Here is an 18,338-nt window from a genome sequence, read left to right as displayed (position 1 = left end):
ACACGCCAACATCAAAATCAGGACTTCGCACTGAACAAGCTCAAACACACGAATGGGTGGAAGCTATGAAAATCAATGACAGTTTATGAAAAACAATGACTCTGGGGTAGCACTTGTGAAAATTCGTCCCAGTCACGAGGGAATATCAGGACGTGGCCCTGCACAAAGCTCAGTTTAGAATTCCACCCGGCCAGGAAACATCTTATTCAAATTTGTCCGCCAGGGAATAAATCCATCCTTCTGAAGCCTAACTAGAAGTAACGACGGACCGATATCAATCTCTTGAGCGAAGCTAGTAATCATTGAGGCAGAATAGCTATTCCAGGTTCGTCCATAGCGCCGAAGAAACTCTTGAATCTGGTCAATAGCGATGAGCGCGTTGGCTGCGCCCTCATCGGCCTGTGTTTCCTCTACAGTTTCATCTTCGGATTGCCCGTGATAGTCAATGAATAGCGCCTTCTTGCTGTGCAGTAGGATATGCATGGCTTCGTGAAATAGCGCGAACCAAAACCGACTTTCCAGCTTCATACGGTCGCTAACGATGATGACGGCTTTGTCCTTTGATACCCAATAGGCAGCCCCGCGCAGATTCAGCTTATGCAGATCTGGTACGAAAGCTATGGCCACGCCGGCGGCGGCAAGGGTAGAAACCAGTTCTGCGCGAAAGCCCGGCCACGATTGCCCAGTGAGCTTCCGCAAATGAGCTAAGGCTTCCTTGAAACGAGCCTCACTGTATGGTTCGCAGTCGACTTCAGCGGCCTCGACATCGCCGCGCCGCAACCAGGCTGCGACAGCATATTTATTGATCGCCGGCTGTCCGGCACGCTTGAAGCGTGCCGTCGTAACCCGCTCTTCCCAATAGCCCTCCCACGCTGCGACCGAGCTGACACCGAAGAAGTTAAGAAGCCTGGCAACAATTTCGACGGCATCCCGGGTCGGCGCGATGTACCCTTTCTCCTGCATCTCCTTGAGCGGAAACCGCTGCGCCCAGTCCTTGCCGCGTTGCAACCCTTGCCGTTCGCGCTCGCGTGCAGCGTGCAGCTGGTAGTTCGCCTCGAGCGCCAGCCACAGGCTAGCCTTCACGTCTCCCAGTACTCGCTCGAATTGCAAAGCTGTGTCCGGCAAGATTGCCGTCTTGCCAGCGATGATCTCGCTGATTGTCTTGGCAGGGCGGCCGCACCGGGTGGCAAAGTCCGATTTACGGATGCCGCGCTGGTCTAGAATTTCTTCCAGATAAGCTCCGGGCGCCTGCACATAGTCAGGAGCGAATTCGGATTTTTTCAAACCCTTCATAAGCTGTTCCGCCCAATTGCAAAGATCTCGATGTGGTCAACCTCTTCAAACGGCCGCTGGTCTCGACCATCCAAGTCGCAAGCATTGAAGTAAATACGCCCGGCATCACGGGCACACACCGACGCGGCACACGGGCCAAGGCGTGGCTCCAGACGCCGCCGATCCGGCGGGCGCGCCGTGATTTCTCCCAACACTTTCGCTTGCGACAGCGTTAGGAGCCGACGCTCGACGATTGCTCCGCATTCGCCGAAGTGCGCCCGCAGCAGCGCCTGCGTGTTGCACAGTGTGCGCAGATCGTCGTCCCTAAAACTTAAATGCATGAGCCCCGCCACGGCATTTTCAAAGGGTATACGTCAAAAGATTCGCTTGCGTGTCAAGTAACTTTTCTTAACCCCTTCCGTTATGACTTTATTGACAGCCATCCGGCCTATCTCTATTTCTTAACCCAAAGGGTTATGCCTTCCGTCGGATGGCGTGCCGGGGCCGGTAAATGGCATCGCCGAGTCACGGGGGCCCGGAATCCTACCTCAGAAGGGAATAGAAGAGATGACAGAGCACCCCACCAACAAAACTCTTACCGGCGTCGAGCAGGAAGAGAATCGCGCAGCCGTGCATGACGGCAACGGGCCCCCGTCAGATGCGGTCTTTGCAATTCGGGTCGGCAACGAGAACCTCGAATTTCGAACTCTCCGCCTCACCGATCCTATGCCCACTGCCCGGCAGATCATAGAGGCGGCCGGTTTACGACCCGCCGAGGAGCACCTGCTCTTCGAAATCTCCCCGGAGCGCCGCCTCAACGAACTCGCTCTCGACGAGACCGTCGACATCCGCGGGCAGGATCGGGAGCGGTTCCTGGTGTTCCGCAGCGATCGTTCCTGGCGTGGCGTTTTGGACGGCGTGCGCTTTGAATGGGGCGCCCGCCAAATCCTTGGCCGTGTCCTGAAGTGGCTGGCCGGCGTCGATCCGGAAAAGCACGGCGTCTGGCTGGAGCGGCAGGACGAGCCCGATCAGCTCATCGGCAACGATCAGCACGCCAGCCTCTCGCCCGCAGGCGTCGAGCGCTTCCGAACCGGACTGTTGTTCAAGCTCTGCATCGAGGACAAGGTGTTCTTCTGGCCGCGCGATACGATCACCACCGAGGAAATTGCGCAGCTCGGAGGGTGGGACCCGTCCCAGGGCGTCATCGAGGTCGACGCCGATCAGAACGAGCGCCAGCTCAAACCGGGCGAAGTGGTCAAGCTGAAGCCAGGCCACTCCTTCGGGAAGAAGCTGCGGTTCAAGCGGGGGGCGAAATGACCTCCCGCATCGAGGCTGAACTGGCTCTCCTCCGGCAGCACTATGCCCTGGTGGACCATCTCGTCGCGCACGCCATGTACTGGTTTCAGGTGCATGGCGTCAAAACCCCCGGCGGCTGGTCGCCGGGGGAGATTTCCGCCGTGTTCGCCGTGACGCAGGGACATCCAGGGGCGCCGCCCTATGGCTTTTTCGTCCCGAGTGAGTTGAACCTCAGCGGGAAGCAGCCGGCGGAGCACCAGGCCCCGCATCAGCCGCCTTTCGCGGGAAGCTGGCGGTTCCTGTCGTGGAACGCCGAGGGCTGGCACCCGACCGCAGATCTCGCGACCGGCTCAAATCTCTGGGGGTGGGTCCGCACCTTTGCTCACCGTCTGCGCGAAGGAGTGTGAGGACATGAACACGCTGCAACTGAGCACAGCACTCCAAACGCGTCTCTGGTCTCACCTGCTGCCAGACACGACCGCGGACGAGCAAGCCGCTTTCCTGTTCTGCAAGACAGCGCAGACGGCCGATGGCCTGTTATTCGAGGTCGTCGACCATGCGCTCCTCGCCGCATCCGATTTCGCCGCGCAGCATTCGGATTATCTCGAGCTGACCGATGACGCCCGCATAGGGCTGATCAAACGCGCACATCAGCTCGGCACATCGCTCGTCGAAATGCATTCTCATCCAGGGCCTTGGCCAGCAGCCTTTTCCATTTCCGACAGGATCGGCCTGAAAGAAACAGTCCCGCACATGCGGTGGCGCCTGGACCGGAGACCTTATCTCGCGATCGTCGTGGCGCCATCCGGGTTCGATGCCCTGGTCTGGCCACGCGACGACCTAGTGCCTGAGCCGCTCGGCGGGATCGACGTGGAGGGCACTATGATCGCGCCTACAAACGCCTCATTGGAGGGATGGATCGATGAGTGAAGACCGCTTTGACCGCAATGAGCGCCTTTTTGGCAAGGAGGGGCAGGCCCGCCTGCGGCAAACGAGGATCGTGGTTATGGGCGCCGGCGGGTTGGGCAGCTGGGTTATCCAACAGTCCGCCCTGCTCGGCGTCGGCGTCATAGCGACGGTTGACCGGGAAGACCTTTCCAATTCCAACCGCAACCGCTATTCGGGTGCCTGGCATAGTGATCCCGTTCCTGGCTCTCCAAAAGTCGAACTGGCGAAACGCCATGTTCACCTCATCGACCCACGAATCGAGTTCACCGCCATTCATGACGACATTTTATCGCTTGCGACTCTGGATGCTCTGAAGGCGGCCGACTATGTGGTTGGATGTGTTGATGATGACGGCGTGCGGCTTTTCCTGAACGAAGCCTGCCTCGCGTATGAAAAGACGCTGATCGACCTCGCTTCTGATGTTCCAGAGCCTGGGAAGTTTGGCGGGCGCGTCGCCGTCATCACCGGCAGCCGGGGCTGCCTTCATTGTCTGGACCTGCTCGACGCCTATGCCGTGCGCCGGTCTCTATCATCAAGAGAGCTGCTGGAGAACGAAGCCGCTGTCTACGGCATCAGCCTCGACGCCCTATCGGAAACCGGGCCCTCTGTCGTTTCGATGAACGGAGTGGTTGCGTCCCTGGGGGTGACTGCCTTCATGAAACTCGTCACCGGCATGGAACTGCCTTACACCATTCAAACCTACCGCGGCGATCTCGGCACGGTGACGCGCACGTCTGCGCAGCCTTCCGAAGATTGCTATTATTGCTCGGCCGTTCGCGGCCTTCGCGACAAGGCTGGTCTTGAGCGGTATTTTAAGGTGAGGTCCTTAGCAGCAGCGTAGCTGCGGACGCCCGCAAAGGCATGGCATGGTGTCGAACCGGTACTCCCGCCTTCTTCGACGACGCGGGCGGCACTTAATAACCATGCCGCCCGCTCAAGTATTTCATCAGCTTGCGCGACGCTGCTTAAAGAGCCCCTGAATAGCTTCGTCGAGCGCCTGCAGCTGCAGCGCTTCGCCGGCCTGTGACGCCAGCTTCTGAATGACCCCGAGGTGATCCGCGATAGGCTTCGCCTGGGGCTGGCTTTCATCGTTTCCAGTGCTGCAATGACGGCTTCGAAGAGGATCTGGATTTCATAGATGAGCGTGACGATTTCCACGCGCATGTTGCCCTGGCCATTCGGCGGGGCTCGCCTGCAGCGGATTGAAGCAATGCTGCGGCAGGTTCCATGGCGCGGCGCTGTCGAGCGCAAACGGATTGAGGCAGTAGACCTCATGCCCCATCTCGCGCCTGGCCCGCGCCCTAATCGCAGCCAGTTCGCCGTTGATGTCGATGATGAAGGCGCTGTCTGTGTTGGTTAGGAGGCTGCGGACCAGGATGTGGCGCGCCTTGCCGGATCGCGACGGTGCGACCAGCAGCAGATGGCCGTTGCTGGTATAATGCATCGCCTCCAAGGCCGGCTTGCTCGTTTTGCCTGAAGGCCATCTCCCAACGAACGGCCCCACCACACCCGCTGACGTGGCATTGAGCGCCGTAACCTGTGTCGACCACGTCGCCTGCCCGAATGTACCGCGCGACGTTCGTTTGGCGCTGCCGAACCACCGGGAGAACAAGCCACGCGGTGCTGTGCTGCTCGACGATACCGACATGCTATTCCTCACACGCGGCGGCCGCGTGGTCGCTGCTGAAGCTGGCGCGCCCGAAAACCTCGCGCGGTTCGCGCCGCCGGTGAATATGGACGACATAAGCCAGCGCACACCATGTGCCCACGCCATTGACGGCAGCGAGCGGCAGGCCCTCCGGGCAAGGGCACACCGTTCATCTCCGGCGTCTGGTGGCGGATCCGACAGCGCCAGCGGCATGTACCGGTCGAACGCGACCTTGTCATGGCGCAGCCTTCCGGTAACCGACCGCGCCGACCGCTGCTTCGATCCGATCGCGTCGGCCCTGTGCGCCGGCTGCTTCTCGTTGCTGATCCTGGGCCTCGCCGCTGTTGCGCACCATGATGGCTGGCCGCTGGTTCTGGTGGAATGGGCCGGCGCCCTGATCTGCGGGGTGGCGCTGGTCTGGCGGGAATCGAGCCATCCCGCGCCGCTGCTGGCGACCGACCTGTTCCGCCGGCCGGCCTTCGCGCTGTCCGCGCTGACCTCGATCTGCTCGTTCGCCGCCCAGGGGCTGGCGTTCGTCTCGTTGCCGTTCCTACTCCAGGATGTTATGGGCCACAGTCAGGTCGCGACCGGCTTCCTCATGACCCCGTGGCCCGCCGTCGTGGCGCTGATGGCGCCCATCGCCGGCGCCTTGTCGGACCGCTATCCGCTAGGCCTTCTCGGCACCGGCGGGCTGCTGGTCCTGTGCGCGGGGGCTGGCCAGCCTGGCCTTGATGCCGAACCATGCCGGCACGCTGGACATCGCGTGGCGCATGATCGTGTGCGGGGCAGGCTTCGGTTTCTTCCAGTCCCCCAATCTCAGGGCGCTGATGGGCAACGCACCGCCGGAACGCAGCGGCGGCGCAAGCGGCGTCGTCGCGACCGCCCGGCTGATCGGGCAGAGCGTGGGGGCCGCGCTGGTCGCGCTGTGTCTGACGATATCGCCGGTCACCGGGCCTGAGCTGGCACTATGGATGGGCTGCTGTTTTGCCGGGATCGGCAGCGTCGCAAGCATGCTGCGTCTTTTGCCCGAGCGCCCGGCCGTCTGATACAGGCCGTCGGCGCTATGAACTGTCGCAACGAAACGTAAGAGTGGGCGCATCGAATGAAAATTGCCATTGCGGGTGCCGGATCGATCGGCAGCGTCATCGCGGCCTATCTCGCTCGGGCGGGACACGATGTTTCCTTGCGGGTGCGTGGGCCTCATTTGCAGGCGATCCGCGAGCATGGTCTGACGGCGATCAGCAGAGGTGAGCGGCTGCACAGCAGGCCCACCGCGAGCGACGATGCCGCGGCGCTCGGCCAGCACGATCTGGTGATCGTGACGGCCAAGGCGCATTCGCTGGCTGCATTGGCACCGGCGGTGGCGCTGCTTCGAGGCCCGGGAGCACCGGTCATCGCCGCGCAGAACGGCATTCCCCGGTGGTATTTCCATGGCCAGCCGCTCGAAGGGGCCGGCGCCGCTCTGAGCAACCGGCCATTCGAGCGCGTTGACCCCGACGGCACGGCGTGGCGCATCATCCGCCCGGAGCACACGATCGGCTGCGTGATCAACATTCCCGCCGAGGTGACCGAGCCCGGCACCGTGGAGCATTCCGGCGTCCTGCGCCTGACGCTCGGCGCACCGGATGTGAAAGCCCCACCTTCCGGCATGAGCGAGGCAGCCGAGGCGCTCACCGCCGCGGGCATCGAGACGAGCATCACCGATCAGATCCGCCGCGCGATCTGGATCAAATTGCAGGTGAACATGTCCGTGGGCCCCTGCGCCGTGCTGACCGGAGCAACCTCCGGACAGGCGCGGGCCAGCGAGGGCATGATTCCGCTGCTCGGCGCGATGATGCGGGAGGCCCATGCCGTGGCAGCCGCGCTGGGCGTCGATATCCCGCATGAAGCCAGCGATTGGCTGGCGAGAGGCGGCGGCAATGACGGGCACAAGCCATCCATCCTGCAGGATTTCGAAGCTGGCCGCCCGCTGGAAGCGGACGCGATGGTCGGCGCGGTCGTCGATCTCGCCGGGCTGACCGGCGTTGTCGTCCCGCTGACCGAGGCAATGCTGACACTCCTGCGCTTGAAGATTACCCGCAGGGATGCCGCTGCTTAAGCCGATGACGTTCTGCTATCCGCGGTTCGCTTCAGCCAACGTCCGTATTCACCGTACGGCGGCGCTGATCGGCGGGCCATGTTCCCGCAGCCTCCGCCAACCATCTACGCCGAGCAGAAAGAAGGCGTCTGGCAGACTATTCGAAGCCGACGTAGATGCGCCCAATTCGGACACTCGCGATCGCACTTTCAAGGCGACAGCGGCTATCCCTCGAGCTGCCGACATATCGCTGAAACAAGCCGTTCGCAGTGCCGAAGCGGCAGATGACCGACCGGACAATTTCTAGTTGTGCGCATGAATCTCCTGACGACGGTCCCTCCGAAATCCGACTGGACTTGCTGCGCGCGCGAAGGATTGAGGCCTGATACGGACGAAAGGGCGCGTAGCTCAGATCTGTCCAGCCGTTGCGGCAGAGGCAACGAGGGCAGGGGGGCCGTGTCTTCGGAAATCGTCCGCAGTCCGGCACCGTCGCGAGCATGAAAATACGCTTAAAGCGAACGTTTTATGGTCTGCCGGAGAGTTTATCCGACGCGCCGCGCTCTCAGCGCATCCGAGAGGCCCGAGGCCTCGATTGCTCACGGTCCACCGACTTTGTGGATCACAGACAAAACCATCAACAAGAAAAACGGGGATTCTTTCGCGGCAGGCCGGTGCCGAATCAGACTCCCCCTATGAATGAGGGTATTTCGGTGTGTAGGTCACAGACATAAAAATGTGGCGGGGGCACTATGACGATTTTTCTTTATTCGATAATCCGGCGGATCACCTTTCCACCCATTGTCCGATGGATCGCTTTTCTGGCGATCATCGTCGTAGCGGTCGAGTTGACTCCAGGTTGGGTGCCGTTTCACAATCCGGAGCTAATCTCGTCCACCCTGGGAGAGGTGTGGGCGGGAGGGACGGCGGACCTTAGCAACAGAGATTTCGTCTACGCCCTCGCAGCCCTTCTGGTCGTTATCGCGGCGGGCCTGGCCATCGCATACGGGCTCTTATACGTCTTGTGCGTGCACCTTGTGGCGGCCGATGCACGCAAGTTGATCGACGACGTGACGAGAAAAGCGAAGTCGAGGAGCGAGCGCCGCCGCCTTTTCGCACAGAATTTCCCTGCACTCTACGATAAGTTGCACGAGCGGCCGGTTGTTGGCCATGCCTTCGTCAAGTTCTGCGAAACGCTTGCCGACACGGACAAGGACCAGATCCGCAACACCGTCCGGCCGCAGGCTTTTTTCAACGCAGGTCTCGCAAGGGAACAACTCCCAGGCCTGAAGTTGATGAACGCCATTCCCGGCTATTTTGTCGGCATCGGTCTGCTTCTGACATTCATCGGCCTTGTCCTGGCGCTCGGCAAGGCAGGGCAAGCCGCTTCGGCCGCGAACGCTGAAGCCATGCAGACGGCGATGACGCAGCTTCTCAATATCGCGACGTTCAAATTCGCGACCTCCATCGCGGGGCTTGGCGCCTCGATCGTCCTGTCACTTGTCTTCCGCATCTATTCCATGGCCATCGAGGCGGCCTTGGATGATTTCTGCGCCTCACTGGAAAGCGGACTTCTCTACACGGCGCCGCAATCCATCTCGCTGGAGATGAACGCAACGCTGAGAGAGCAACTCGCACAGCTCAAGGATATCACCCAGGGCGAGTTCTTCGCCCGCATGGGCGCGCATATCGCTCCGGTGATGAACGAGGCCATCGTCTCGGCCATGGCGCCAGTCTCGGCGAGCATCGAGCGAGCGGTTGGCGATCTGAAGGCCAATAGCCAGACAGGCATGACGGAAATGCTGACGAAGTTCGGCGACTCCGTTCAGGGCAGCGCGGGTACCGAGATGAAGGCTCTCGCCGGGACGCTGGCGCAAATGGAAAAGACACTCGCGGCGATGCAGAACGATCTTCGCGGCAGCGGGGAGAATTTTGGGCGGCGCATGGCGGAGTCCGCCGAGCAACTGAAAGCCTTCATCGAGGATGCCGGCCGCAGCTTTGGACAAACTTCAACGGAAAGCCGCGATGCGCTCGCGTCAGTGCTGGTAACACTGAAGGAGACGCTGGAAAGGGCCAATGCCGAGGTGGAGACCGGGCTCGGCAGCGCGGCTGGAAAAGCCTCCGGCAAGCTTGAGGAGGCCATGGGTCTCGTGATGGCCAAGCTCGACGGCCAGATCACCGGCCTCGGTGAGCGCCTGAACGCCATGCAGACCGCGATGGAGCAGCAAGCGCACGCGGCCGACACTCAGCAGACGGCGCGGCATGCGCTGCTGGATCGGGCCACGGAAGGGGCGACCGCCGCGCAAGGGCGCATGCAGGAAAGCCTTGCCACCGCGTTGGAGGAGGTGGCGGCACGGCTGAACCGCGCCGTCGAGCAGGCGGTCGGCCAGATAGGCGAGCGCTTCAACACGCTTACAAAACAAATGCTGGCGGTCGAGACGGCGCTCGGCAATCAGCGCTCGGCTTTGGAGGGCACGGCGAGCGAAGCGCGCAAGACCGCCGACGCCTTCAGCAGTACGGCGCAGGATATTCGCATAGCGACCGTGCCTCTGACGCAGGTCGGCGAGCGGTTCGCCGCCGCGAGCGAGAGCATGAACGGCAGCCTCGACAAATCCGCTGAGGCGCTGAGGCAAATGCAGACGGAGGTGGGTGTGCTCGCGGGCGCCTTGCAGGCCACCAACGGGCAGACCCAGGCTTTCTGGAGTGAGTTCAAGGATAACTTTAAGGACGTCGATACGGCGTTGGGACGCGCAGTTCAGACGCTGTCAAAATCGACCGGCGACCAGTCGCAAATTCTTTCGGGGCAGGTCACTGCTGTCGACTTGGCCCTCGCGAAGGCTATACAGGGGCTCAATCCGCTTCTCGATAGCCTGACCCTCGCGGCAGAGAGCATGGCCGACACTCTCGACCACAGCCGCAAGCAACATGCCGCCAACGGCCATCACGATGAGGCACGCTGATGCTGGCCGAGAATCAGACTGCCCATGAGGAAGAAGACGAAAACTACTTCATCTCGATGACCGACATGATGGTCGGCATCCTGTTCATTTTCATTATTATGCTCATGGTCTTTGCGCTGAACTTCCGGCAGAAAACCGACGAGCAGGTCAACAAGCTCGACATTGCCAAAGAACTCGCCCAGCAAATCGAGGAGCTGCAAAGACGCATTGGCCAGGAGTTTGCACTGCTGAACGAGGCCGACGCCGCGCGCCGCCGATTTCTCGAAACCCTCAAGGGGCGCCTGAAGGCCGATGGGCTCGCCGTCGAGATCGACGAGGCTAATGGCATATTGCGCCTGACCGAAAAGGCGGTGCGGTTCGCACCCGACAAGTCCGATCTCGATCCGCCGGCGAAAACGAATGTGCAGAAAATTGCAAACGCGCTGGCGGAGACCTTGCCGGCCTTCACACAGTGTCCCGAGAACGTGAAATGTCCGGCAAGTAGCGAAGTGAACCGAGTTGAGACCGTCTTCATCGAGGGGCATACGGACGTGACCGGCCTAGATGACAGAAACTGGCAGCTTTCGACCGAGCGCGCTGTCAATACCTATCGGGCGATCATCGAGACTGCCCCGTCGCTGCGCAAGCTTCGCAACGGCGAGAAGCGCGAAGTGCTCTCGGTTTCCGGCTATTCGTCCACGCGCCCCGCCTCGATAGGCCAGTCAAAGGAAAACCATGACCTCAACCGGCGCATCGATCTTCGCTTCGTGATGGAAGCTAACCAGCGCGAAAGGCTCTCGGAAGTGTCTCGCCTGCTGCGCGAAATGGAGCTGAAAATCCAGATGCTGCGTGGCCCTGGCGGTAGCAAGGCTGCGAGCGGTTGGGAGATCACGCCGGAATGATCCTGTATCGCGGAGGGCGCGTATGAACGGCGAAGGGGGCGGCAAACACGACAACGATCACCACGGAAGCGGTGGTCGTTTGGCGCACGCCATCGCCGAGCTCAATGCCCGTCACGGTGGACGCCGCTCAGGCTCACCGGAAAGCCGGCTCGCGCAGGTGGCGGCAGCCATGGCCCCCGGCGATGACGCGCAGCGGCGGCCGGGGAAGGACTATAACGTCGTCGCCGAGCTTCTGGCCGGCGAGTTGCAGGGCGCCGCTCCGATCTCGCTGCGGCGCGCCCGGGATGGCGCGTGGTGCCTGTGGGAGACCAGGCCCGCAATTGGCGGCGAGGAGTCACTGCTTCTCCGCTTCCTGAAGCAGTTGCAGGACTTCGCCGACAAACGCGCCTCCCGTGCGCTCTGCAATGCCTATCTGGTGCAATATCGGGAAGACAGGCCCGGCCTCAAAATGGTGAGCGCCGCCCTGGAGCAACTCTCCGCCCATGCAGGCCATCCTTATGCGCTGTTACAGAGCCATCTGAGACTGTTCTCATTACCCGAAGGGCCCAAGAGACTGGGACGGCAGGCAATCGAACGCCGTCTGCCGCCGACCGCGGTCCTACAAGGTCTTGGCCTTGAAAGCATGCAATTGTCACAAGGCGGCTTCGTGGAGCCCTGCGCATTCGCGGCTCTGCAGCAGTTGGCCGCGGACAGCGGCATCTCCCCGCGCGAGAGGCTCGAATTCGTTAAGGCGCTGGCCGTGGATAAGGCCACCGGCAAGCTGTTCTTCCCTCACCACAAGGCTGAATTTGCCAATGCGCTGCTGCTGCCGTACAGCGCGACGAATCCGCCCGCCGATGTGCAATCCGAAACGCTCGCGCTGATCCTCCGTGCCATCGGCGATCCGCGGTCACGGGCAGCCGCATGGCGGTCGATGGAAGATGCCGCGCGGATCGCCCGGCGCTGGCTGACTAAGGAGAGCATCAATCAATTCCTCGACGTCGTGGATGCGGTTGCGAACGACCGGATGTGGCGTTGGCGGCGCAAGTTCTGGAACGCGGTTTTCGACACCAAGGGCAGCGATGGCCAAAGCATCGTGCAGGAGGCATGGGTCGTATTCGATGATGTCGGCTACGCTGAGGCCAGGCGGATGGGACTTAAAGACATTTCCGTGGGGAGATTTGCACAGAGCGGTGTTCAGAACGGCCAATCCGTGCTGCTACTGCGCGTCGGCCGAATGGTCATCGCCGAATGGAGCCATAACGGTAAGGTGCGCATCTGGCACGACGCGGAGAACAAAGGAGCGCCGAGACTGTACAGTGCCTTGTACACCGCAAGGGAGTTGAGGCAGGGGCTCGACGGTTCCTCTTGCGATTGGGATCTCGCGCATATGAGCCCGGCAAGCTGCGCCTGGCAGAATGCTGTTGCCGACAAGCTCCACGAGCTAACGGGCATTCGCCTGTCGCGAGAGAAATACCGGTAATCAGATGACCTTTATCGCCACCCCAACTGATGACGGTGTCCTTATAACATTCGAGCAGCGCGGCCTCCTGCGGCGTCGGACGGTCCCACCCGCGGAATGGTCCGCTCTGGCCGGCGCGGAAAGGCGGCTAGCCGCCACCCTCCTTGCCACGGTCAAGGAGGGTGGCGGCGTGCTCCATGGCAGCCCAGGCGATGGCGTGCTCATCCCTCACGAAAACGCTGTCTCCTTGCCCGCTTCCGTCGCCGAGGCCATGGGCTTGCCGCCGCTCGCCTCGCTCTCGGTCACGCTGAGTTTCGAGGGGTTGATGACCGATGCCGACGGTCATATCCGTTGCCGCTGGTACGACGAAAACACTCTTGCCATCCGTCCTGAGCGCAAGGGATGCCTTGTCCGCTCCGGTGAGAGGCAGGGCAGGCTTTCGAAGGCGCTTTACCGCCTGATCGAGGCCGTGGATGCTTACAATCGGACCGATGGACAGAACGCCGAACGGCGCATTGAAGCGTGGCTGCCGGTCCAGGAGGCCTACCGCACGGTTACCGGACAGGCAGCTCGGGCGGACGCCTATATCGACCATCTGACGATCTATCAGGCCGGCTCTCTGGCGCTCGACATCCGGCAGACGCGGGACGGTCCAGACTTCGAGCCCATCGTGATGCGGCGCGAGCGCTCGGCGGCGCAAACGGATGACGAAGCGCCCGTGCCGGATGCGGATGGGGACCCCGCCGGGTTCGGCCGCCCTCGCGATGAGGTCGCCGATGCGCTCCTGCCGCCCGACCTGCAAGGCGTGTTCTTACGAAAATTCATGCAGGAGACGGACACGCCGCAGGCCTATGTGCTGGGGCGGCAGCAATATCTCGTCGTCGAGCCGGAGCTTCGCTGCGCACTCGACGTGTTGCGCAAGAAGCGCAGCGCCCCGCGGGCCGAGCGCGAAGCGTTCATCCGCAATCCGCGCCCGGCCATTGCGGCGGCTCTTGATGCGGTACGGGGAGACAGCGCAGGCGCCGACGATCGATTCGACGAGCCGGAACAGGAAAAGATCGCCGCGCGGCTGATCGTGGAGACGCATCAATATGCCGAAAGGGTGATCGGGCTCGGTATCTGGGAAAAACCGAGTCTGCCCTGGCTCAAAACGCCGGCCGGCCAATGGATGCCCGAGCGTTTCCCGGTGAAGATCGGGGCGGTGACAATCGTCATGGGCAGCGAAGAGGCCGACCAGATCAGAGCGGCCCATGGCAAGGCCGTCGAAGCCGGCGAGCGCGAGATGACGGTTCTGGGACATAGCCTACCGACGGAGGCGGTCGGCAAGGTTCTGTCCAGCCTCGGACTGCTCGAACCGGAGACGAAGCCAGGCTTTGACGAATTGTGGGAGCCATATCAGCCTGCCCCCGATGACGGGCGGGGCCCTGGCGAAGCCGGTGCAGATCCCGCAGGCGGCGATGCGGCACCGGGACCGGACGCCGCTGCCGACCAGCATGTCCTGCTGATCAGTCAGAACCTCGACGGCCTCGATTATCTCAGACGCCATTATCCGCGAATATCAGTTCTCGCTCCGGATTTTCCGGCGGGAACCATCGCGTGGTCAAGCCCGAAGCCGCATCAGGAAGAGGGATTTCGCTGGCTGGCCGACGCGTGGACCGCGGGCTGGCCGGGCGTCCTGCTCGCCGACGATATGGGGCTCGGGAAGACATTCCAGGCTCTCACCTTCCTGGCCTGGGTGCGCAAGAACCGGGCGCAGCAGGGCATAGATGAGGGCGTGGCGCACCAGCCCATGCTCGTCGTCGCGCCGACGGCGCTCCTGCGCAACTGGATCGATGAAGCCGAGCGCCACCTCCAGCCGGGCGCTCTCGGCGAGCGGCTGGATGCATTTGGCTCGGCGCTCTCCCGGTTGAAAAGCGCGACGGGCGATGGTTGGCGCAAGGAGGATTCGCTCGATGTCGCCCGGCTGCGCGATGCCGATTGGGTGCTGACGACCTATGAGACGCTCGCCAACCATCACCGGGCGTTCGCGCGAGTGGCCTTTTCGGTCGTGCTGTTCGACGAGGCGCAGAAGATCAAGAGTCCTGGCGCCATCAATACGCAGGCGGCGAAAGCGATGAATGCCGATTTCATTCTCGCCATGACGGGGACACCGATCGAAAATCGCCTGGCCGACATCTGGTGCATCATGGATCGCGCCGTGCCGGGCTATCTGGGTGAGTTGAAGGGCTTCGTAAAGCGGTACGAGAGTGGGGACGAAAGCGAACGCGGTGCGCTGAAAGCCAAGCTCGACCGTCCCGACGCCCGCACGCCCGCGCCGATGCTGCGCCGCATGAAATCCGACATCCTGGTAGGACTACCCGAGAAACGGCAGATCACTCTGCCGGCGGAAATGCCCCCTGCCCAAGCCCAGGCCTACGCCGACGCGCGATTTACCGCCCAGGAAGGGGGACGCGGCCATGGCGACATGTTGCGTGCCATCCACGCCTTTCGCGGCATCTCGCTGCATCCCGACGGGACGGATGGCGTCGATCCGTTCGACGAGGCGTCAGTCCGCAACTGGATCGGCCGCTCCGCCCGGCTGGCGCAAAGCGAGTCTATCCTGAAGACGATTTCCGAAGAAGGCGAGAAAGCGTTGGTGTTCCTCGAAGATCTGGCAATGCAGAAGATCTTTGCCAGCGCCATGGCCACGCATTTCAGCCTTGCCGCGCCACCGGCTATCATCAATGGCGGCGTGCCCGGCGAGAAGCGGCTTGCCATCGTGGATGCCTTTCAAAACGCCCGCGACGGCTTCGGCCTGTTGGTCCTGTCGCCCAAGGCGGCAGGCATTGGCCTCACCATTACGGCGGCAAACCATGTGATCCATCTGTCGCGTTGGTGGAATCCGGCTGTCGAGGACCAGTGTAACGACCGCTGCTATCGCATCGGGCAGGTCAGGCCGGTCACGGTCCATGTGCCGCTCGCGGTTCATCCGTTCTTTGGCGAGGCGAGCTTCGATGTCACACTGGACCGATTGCTGGAGCGCAAGCGTGCGCTCTCGCGCGACATGCTGATGCCGCCGGTGGACGATGGCGACGTAGAACTGCTATTCGGCGAGGCCCTGGGCCGCGTCAGCTAGAGCGCCGCACGCGTAACCGTGTTCCATCTGTACACGTTTCGATACACTAAAGACCGGCCTCGGCGAGGAATGGAGATGGCAGAGCCACCTCGTCGCCGATGCGACCGCTCGTTGTAACGATCAGCCGCTTTTTCGCCCGCGTCATTGCAACATAAAAGAGCCGGCGTTCGCCCTCGACCTGCCGTTCGGTCTTTGCGCGGCGCAGCGGCCAGATGCCGTCGACGACATCGAGCATGACAACGGTGTCGAACTCCTTCCCCTTGGCCCGCAGCGCGGTCATCAGATGCACGGGCTTGCGCCACTCGGCATCAACCCCATCGTCGCCCCCATCCATGCCCGGCAGCCTTACCAACGTCGCCTTGGCCTTGTCGAGATCGTCGATGAAGCGCTGGAAGTCCTCTCCATAGGTGCCCGCAAAGGCGGCAAGATAAAAGAATGGTGGATCAGCCAGGAAAATGTCCTCCTGGCCACGGCCGTAGTCCTGTTTGAAGCCGCTATAAAGCGTCTGCAAAGCCTCGATCGCCCCCCGCACATGCGGCGCGTGCAGAAATTTCCGCAAGCTGATGGCGAACTTCTGGACCGTCCGGCTGTCATCCGCCTTGCCGCGGATGGGACCGGAATAGGCCTGGAGCGCTTCCAGCGCCGCGTCATAGGTGATCGGCTGAGACTTGCGCAGATAGGTTGCAATGGCGTCGGCTTCTGCCTTTCTCAGCGGATAGCGCTGCACGCTGTCGCTCAGCGCCATAATGTCATCAACGACGGTTGGCAGGCGGATGCCCATCTGCGCAAGCGCGGGCATCTGCGAGGCAGTGTGGCGGATACGAAGCGCACGCAGCAGCCGGTCGAATGTATCGGACAGGAAGACGTGCAGATCCTCAGCCGCACAGAATGGGATCTCATCACGGGCGAGAAGGATCTGATAGGGAATGAGTTGCGCGCGCTTTCTCGACAGCAGCGCCATGCGCGCGCCGGGAATCCGCGCCCTCACGAAGCCGGCGATCTCGTCCGTGATTTTGTTGGTCGTATCGAGAAAGGCTTCGCCGTGCAGCCTGTCGATCTGCGCCTCGGCCAGCGAGACGGGAATCATATCCTTCTTTTCCCGCCGCTTGTTGTGGGCGATCAGCCTTGCACTTTTTTCGACGATGTTGCGCGGGCAGCGATAGTTCTTGGTCAGGATATGGGTGGAAAACTCGCGCTCCAGATGCATCTTCGGCAGGAGGATGAAGTCCGGCGCGGCGCCACGCCATTCGAAGATCGCCTGATCGTCGTCGCCAACGATGGTCAGCCGGCTGCTGTGAAGATCGGCGATTGTCAGGACGAGACTGAGGTCCAACGGATTAATGTCCTGGAATTCATCGACCAGGATATGGGTGATCGCCGCATCCAGTGCGGGCCGCCTGTTCTCAGCGAGATGGCGGCGCAGCACGAGCCAGCCAAAATATTTCTGATCCTCCATCGTGAAGGCGGCCTGGGCCTGTTGCAGGCGACATGCGTTGACGAAAAACGGCAGGGCGACGTCAAGAAAGCTCTCCCAGCGGCCGTTCTCGATCACTCCGAACTCCAGGAGTTTTTCGCGCGGTTCATCGAGAAGATTGATCAGGCCCAGTTCATCGAGCGCCTCCAGCCGATCGTTGGCATGGCGCAACGTCCCTTTCTCATGGTCGAAGCCGAGGGTCTTCATCGTGTCGAGGAGATTGGCCAGCAACCTTGGAAGGTTGAAGGCGTGCGCCTCCATCCCGGCGCGCAAAGGCTCGATTTCCGCCCATGCCGACGAGAGCTGAGCGCGCACAAGGTTCAGCCGGTCAAACTCGGAAACCGAAAGACGCGGCTGGGTAAAAGCGCCGCGCACGCACCGCCAGCCATATCCGTTCAAGGTCACGACATCGCATGAGCTTGCAATCGTCGCGAAGGGACCGGTGTGCAGGCGCGCGCGCAATTCATCCCGCGCCGCGCGCGTAAAAGTGACGATCAGAAAGCGGACGGCGCCGCCGTTACGTTCAAAGAGCTCGACACACCGATGGAGAAGCGAGTGCGTTTTGCCGCTACCTGCAGGTGCAAGCAGGCGAATATGGCCATCCGCAGCTTCGACGAAGCGGCGCTGGACGTCGTCAAGAGGGGCATTCGCAAGCGGCATGAAGATCCGTATTTGTTTGGCGGGGAAGCAATTTCACTTCATGAAGAAAGAACATACAACACAGGCTTGCTGCATTATCTCCTTGCTTAGATCGAGTGAGATGATTGACCATTTTTGTACCTTTGAACAAAGAAAACCTCCGATTTTTCACCAATAAATCGCACGGGCAAAAGCGGCGAGACAGGCCCGTGTTGAGCGCTGGCATAGCCGGGAACAGCTAATGGACGGACAAAGCCGATGTCTCAGGTCGCAGGCGTAACTTTGGAATGTAAAGCGCTCGGCGTCTATCGCATGATCTTAGACCGACCTTTCATCGGGCCCTTATATAAGCTCATGAGATATCATGATTGCGATGGCATCGAAGAGCTGGCCTGTGCCCGGTCTTTGTGTCTTCAGGACCTCGCATCCGCTTGGCAATTTGCTCCACATATGCCCACGCATGAATTCATGCGCGTGCCCTCTTTATCTCGGAGCTTCCAGACGTTATTCTTCCGGGCAAAAATAAATAACCCCGGCTGCTTTCCCGCATATCCGAGTATTCAGTTGGTTTTTGTAAGACTTTGAAGGTC

14 protein-coding genes are annotated in these 18,338 nt (G+C 61.5%); 10 read left to right on the top strand and 4 right to left on the bottom strand.

The window, feature by feature from the left end:
- Nucleotides 1–174: 174 nt before the first annotated feature.
- Together BLEFHOIH_RS17400 and BLEFHOIH_RS17395 are read right to left on the bottom strand one after the other, a co-directional pair.
- A complete protein-coding gene (locus BLEFHOIH_RS17400) occupies nucleotides 175–1,293 on the bottom strand; it encodes an ImmA/IrrE family metallo-endopeptidase (RefSeq protein WP_088347288.1) in 1,119 nt (372 codons plus the stop codon).
- Nucleotides 1,290–1,613: a hypothetical protein gene (locus BLEFHOIH_RS17395; RefSeq protein WP_088347287.1), complete on the bottom strand. Its 324-nt coding sequence runs from the start codon at nucleotides 1,611–1,613 to the stop codon at nucleotides 1,290–1,292. The genes BLEFHOIH_RS17400 and BLEFHOIH_RS17395 overlap by 4 nt, the downstream gene beginning before the upstream one ends.
- Before the next feature lie 226 nt (nucleotides 1,614–1,839).
- Between BLEFHOIH_RS17395 and BLEFHOIH_RS17390 the strand changes: the two genes are divergently transcribed.
- The 4 genes from BLEFHOIH_RS17390 to BLEFHOIH_RS17375 are packed head-to-tail and all read left to right on the top strand — an operon-like array spanning nucleotide 1,840 to nucleotide 4,357.
- The gene (locus BLEFHOIH_RS17390; RefSeq protein ID WP_088347286.1) at nucleotides 1,840–2,589 is read left to right on the top strand and encodes a multiubiquitin domain-containing protein; all 750 of its coding nucleotides are present in this window, start codon (nucleotides 1,840–1,842) and stop codon (nucleotides 2,587–2,589) included.
- Nucleotides 2,586–2,975, top strand: a complete 390-nt coding sequence (locus BLEFHOIH_RS17385; RefSeq protein WP_088347285.1) for a hypothetical protein — start codon at nucleotides 2,586–2,588, stop codon at nucleotides 2,973–2,975. Before BLEFHOIH_RS17390 ends, BLEFHOIH_RS17385 begins: the two co-directional genes overlap by 4 nt.
- Before the next feature lie 4 nt (nucleotides 2,976–2,979).
- On the top strand, nucleotides 2,980–3,498 hold the full coding sequence (locus BLEFHOIH_RS17380) for a hypothetical protein (RefSeq protein ID WP_088360662.1): 519 nt from the start codon (nucleotides 2,980–2,982) through the stop codon (nucleotides 3,496–3,498).
- Entirely contained in the window at nucleotides 3,491–4,357 is an 867-nt protein-coding gene (locus tag BLEFHOIH_RS17375) for a ThiF family adenylyltransferase (RefSeq protein ID WP_088347283.1), read from the top strand. The genes BLEFHOIH_RS17380 and BLEFHOIH_RS17375 overlap by 8 nt, the downstream gene beginning before the upstream one ends.
- A gap of 291 nt (nucleotides 4,358–4,648) precedes the next feature.
- On the opposite strand, the gene BLEFHOIH_RS26775 is transcribed toward BLEFHOIH_RS17375, so the two are convergent.
- Nucleotides 4,649–4,960 carry a type IV secretory system conjugative DNA transfer family protein gene (locus BLEFHOIH_RS26775; protein WP_245297072.1) on the bottom strand — a complete coding sequence of 104 codons (312 nt, stop codon included), beginning with the start codon at nucleotides 4,958–4,960 and terminating at the stop codon, nucleotides 4,649–4,651.
- A gap of 79 nt (nucleotides 4,961–5,039) precedes the next feature.
- Between BLEFHOIH_RS26775 and BLEFHOIH_RS17365 the strand changes: the two genes are divergently transcribed.
- The 6 genes from BLEFHOIH_RS17365 to BLEFHOIH_RS17340 all read left to right on the top strand — a co-directional run bounded on the left by BLEFHOIH_RS17365 (nucleotide 5,040) and on the right by BLEFHOIH_RS17340 (nucleotide 15,635).
- A complete protein-coding gene (locus BLEFHOIH_RS17365) occupies nucleotides 5,040–6,122 on the top strand; it encodes a hypothetical protein (protein WP_170937219.1) in 1,083 nt (360 codons plus the stop codon).
- A 144-nt stretch (nucleotides 6,123–6,266) separates the two neighbouring features.
- Nucleotides 6,267–7,262: a 2-dehydropantoate 2-reductase gene (locus tag BLEFHOIH_RS17360; RefSeq protein WP_088347280.1), complete on the top strand. Its 996-nt coding sequence runs from the start codon at nucleotides 6,267–6,269 to the stop codon at nucleotides 7,260–7,262.
- A gap of 728 nt (nucleotides 7,263–7,990) precedes the next feature.
- Nucleotides 7,991–10,198 (top strand): anti-phage ZorAB system protein ZorA, encoded by a 2,208-nt coding sequence (gene zorA, locus BLEFHOIH_RS17355; protein WP_088347279.1) that lies wholly within the window; start codon nucleotides 7,991–7,993, stop codon nucleotides 10,196–10,198.
- Nucleotides 10,198–11,079 (top strand): OmpA family protein, encoded by an 882-nt coding sequence (locus BLEFHOIH_RS17350; protein ID WP_088347278.1) that lies wholly within the window; start codon nucleotides 10,198–10,200, stop codon nucleotides 11,077–11,079. The genes zorA and BLEFHOIH_RS17350 overlap by 1 nt, the downstream gene beginning before the upstream one ends.
- A 22-nt stretch (nucleotides 11,080–11,101) precedes the next feature.
- Complete coding sequence (locus BLEFHOIH_RS17345) at nucleotides 11,102–12,541, top strand: EH signature domain-containing protein (RefSeq protein ID WP_088347277.1); 1,440 nt, start codon at nucleotides 11,102–11,104, stop codon at nucleotides 12,539–12,541.
- Between the two features lie 4 nt (nucleotides 12,542–12,545).
- Nucleotides 12,546–15,635: a DEAD/DEAH box helicase gene (locus tag BLEFHOIH_RS17340; protein ID WP_088347276.1), complete on the top strand. Its 3,090-nt coding sequence runs from the start codon at nucleotides 12,546–12,548 to the stop codon at nucleotides 15,633–15,635.
- A gap of 46 nt (nucleotides 15,636–15,681) precedes the next feature.
- Here the strand turns inward: BLEFHOIH_RS17340 and BLEFHOIH_RS17335 are convergent, their stop codons facing one another.
- Nucleotides 15,682–17,769, bottom strand: a complete 2,088-nt coding sequence (locus tag BLEFHOIH_RS17335; RefSeq protein ID WP_088347275.1) for an ATP-dependent helicase — start codon at nucleotides 17,767–17,769, stop codon at nucleotides 15,682–15,684.
- Nucleotides 17,770–18,338 lie beyond the last annotated feature (569 nt).

Source organism: Rhodomicrobium sp. R_RK_3 (genome assembly GCF_002198715.1).
Classification (GTDB): Bacteria; Pseudomonadota; Alphaproteobacteria; order Rhizobiales; family Rhodomicrobiaceae; genus R-RK-3.
The sequence above is the reverse complement of the archived record's forward strand: the minus strand, read 5'-3'. Positions and strand labels throughout refer to the sequence as shown.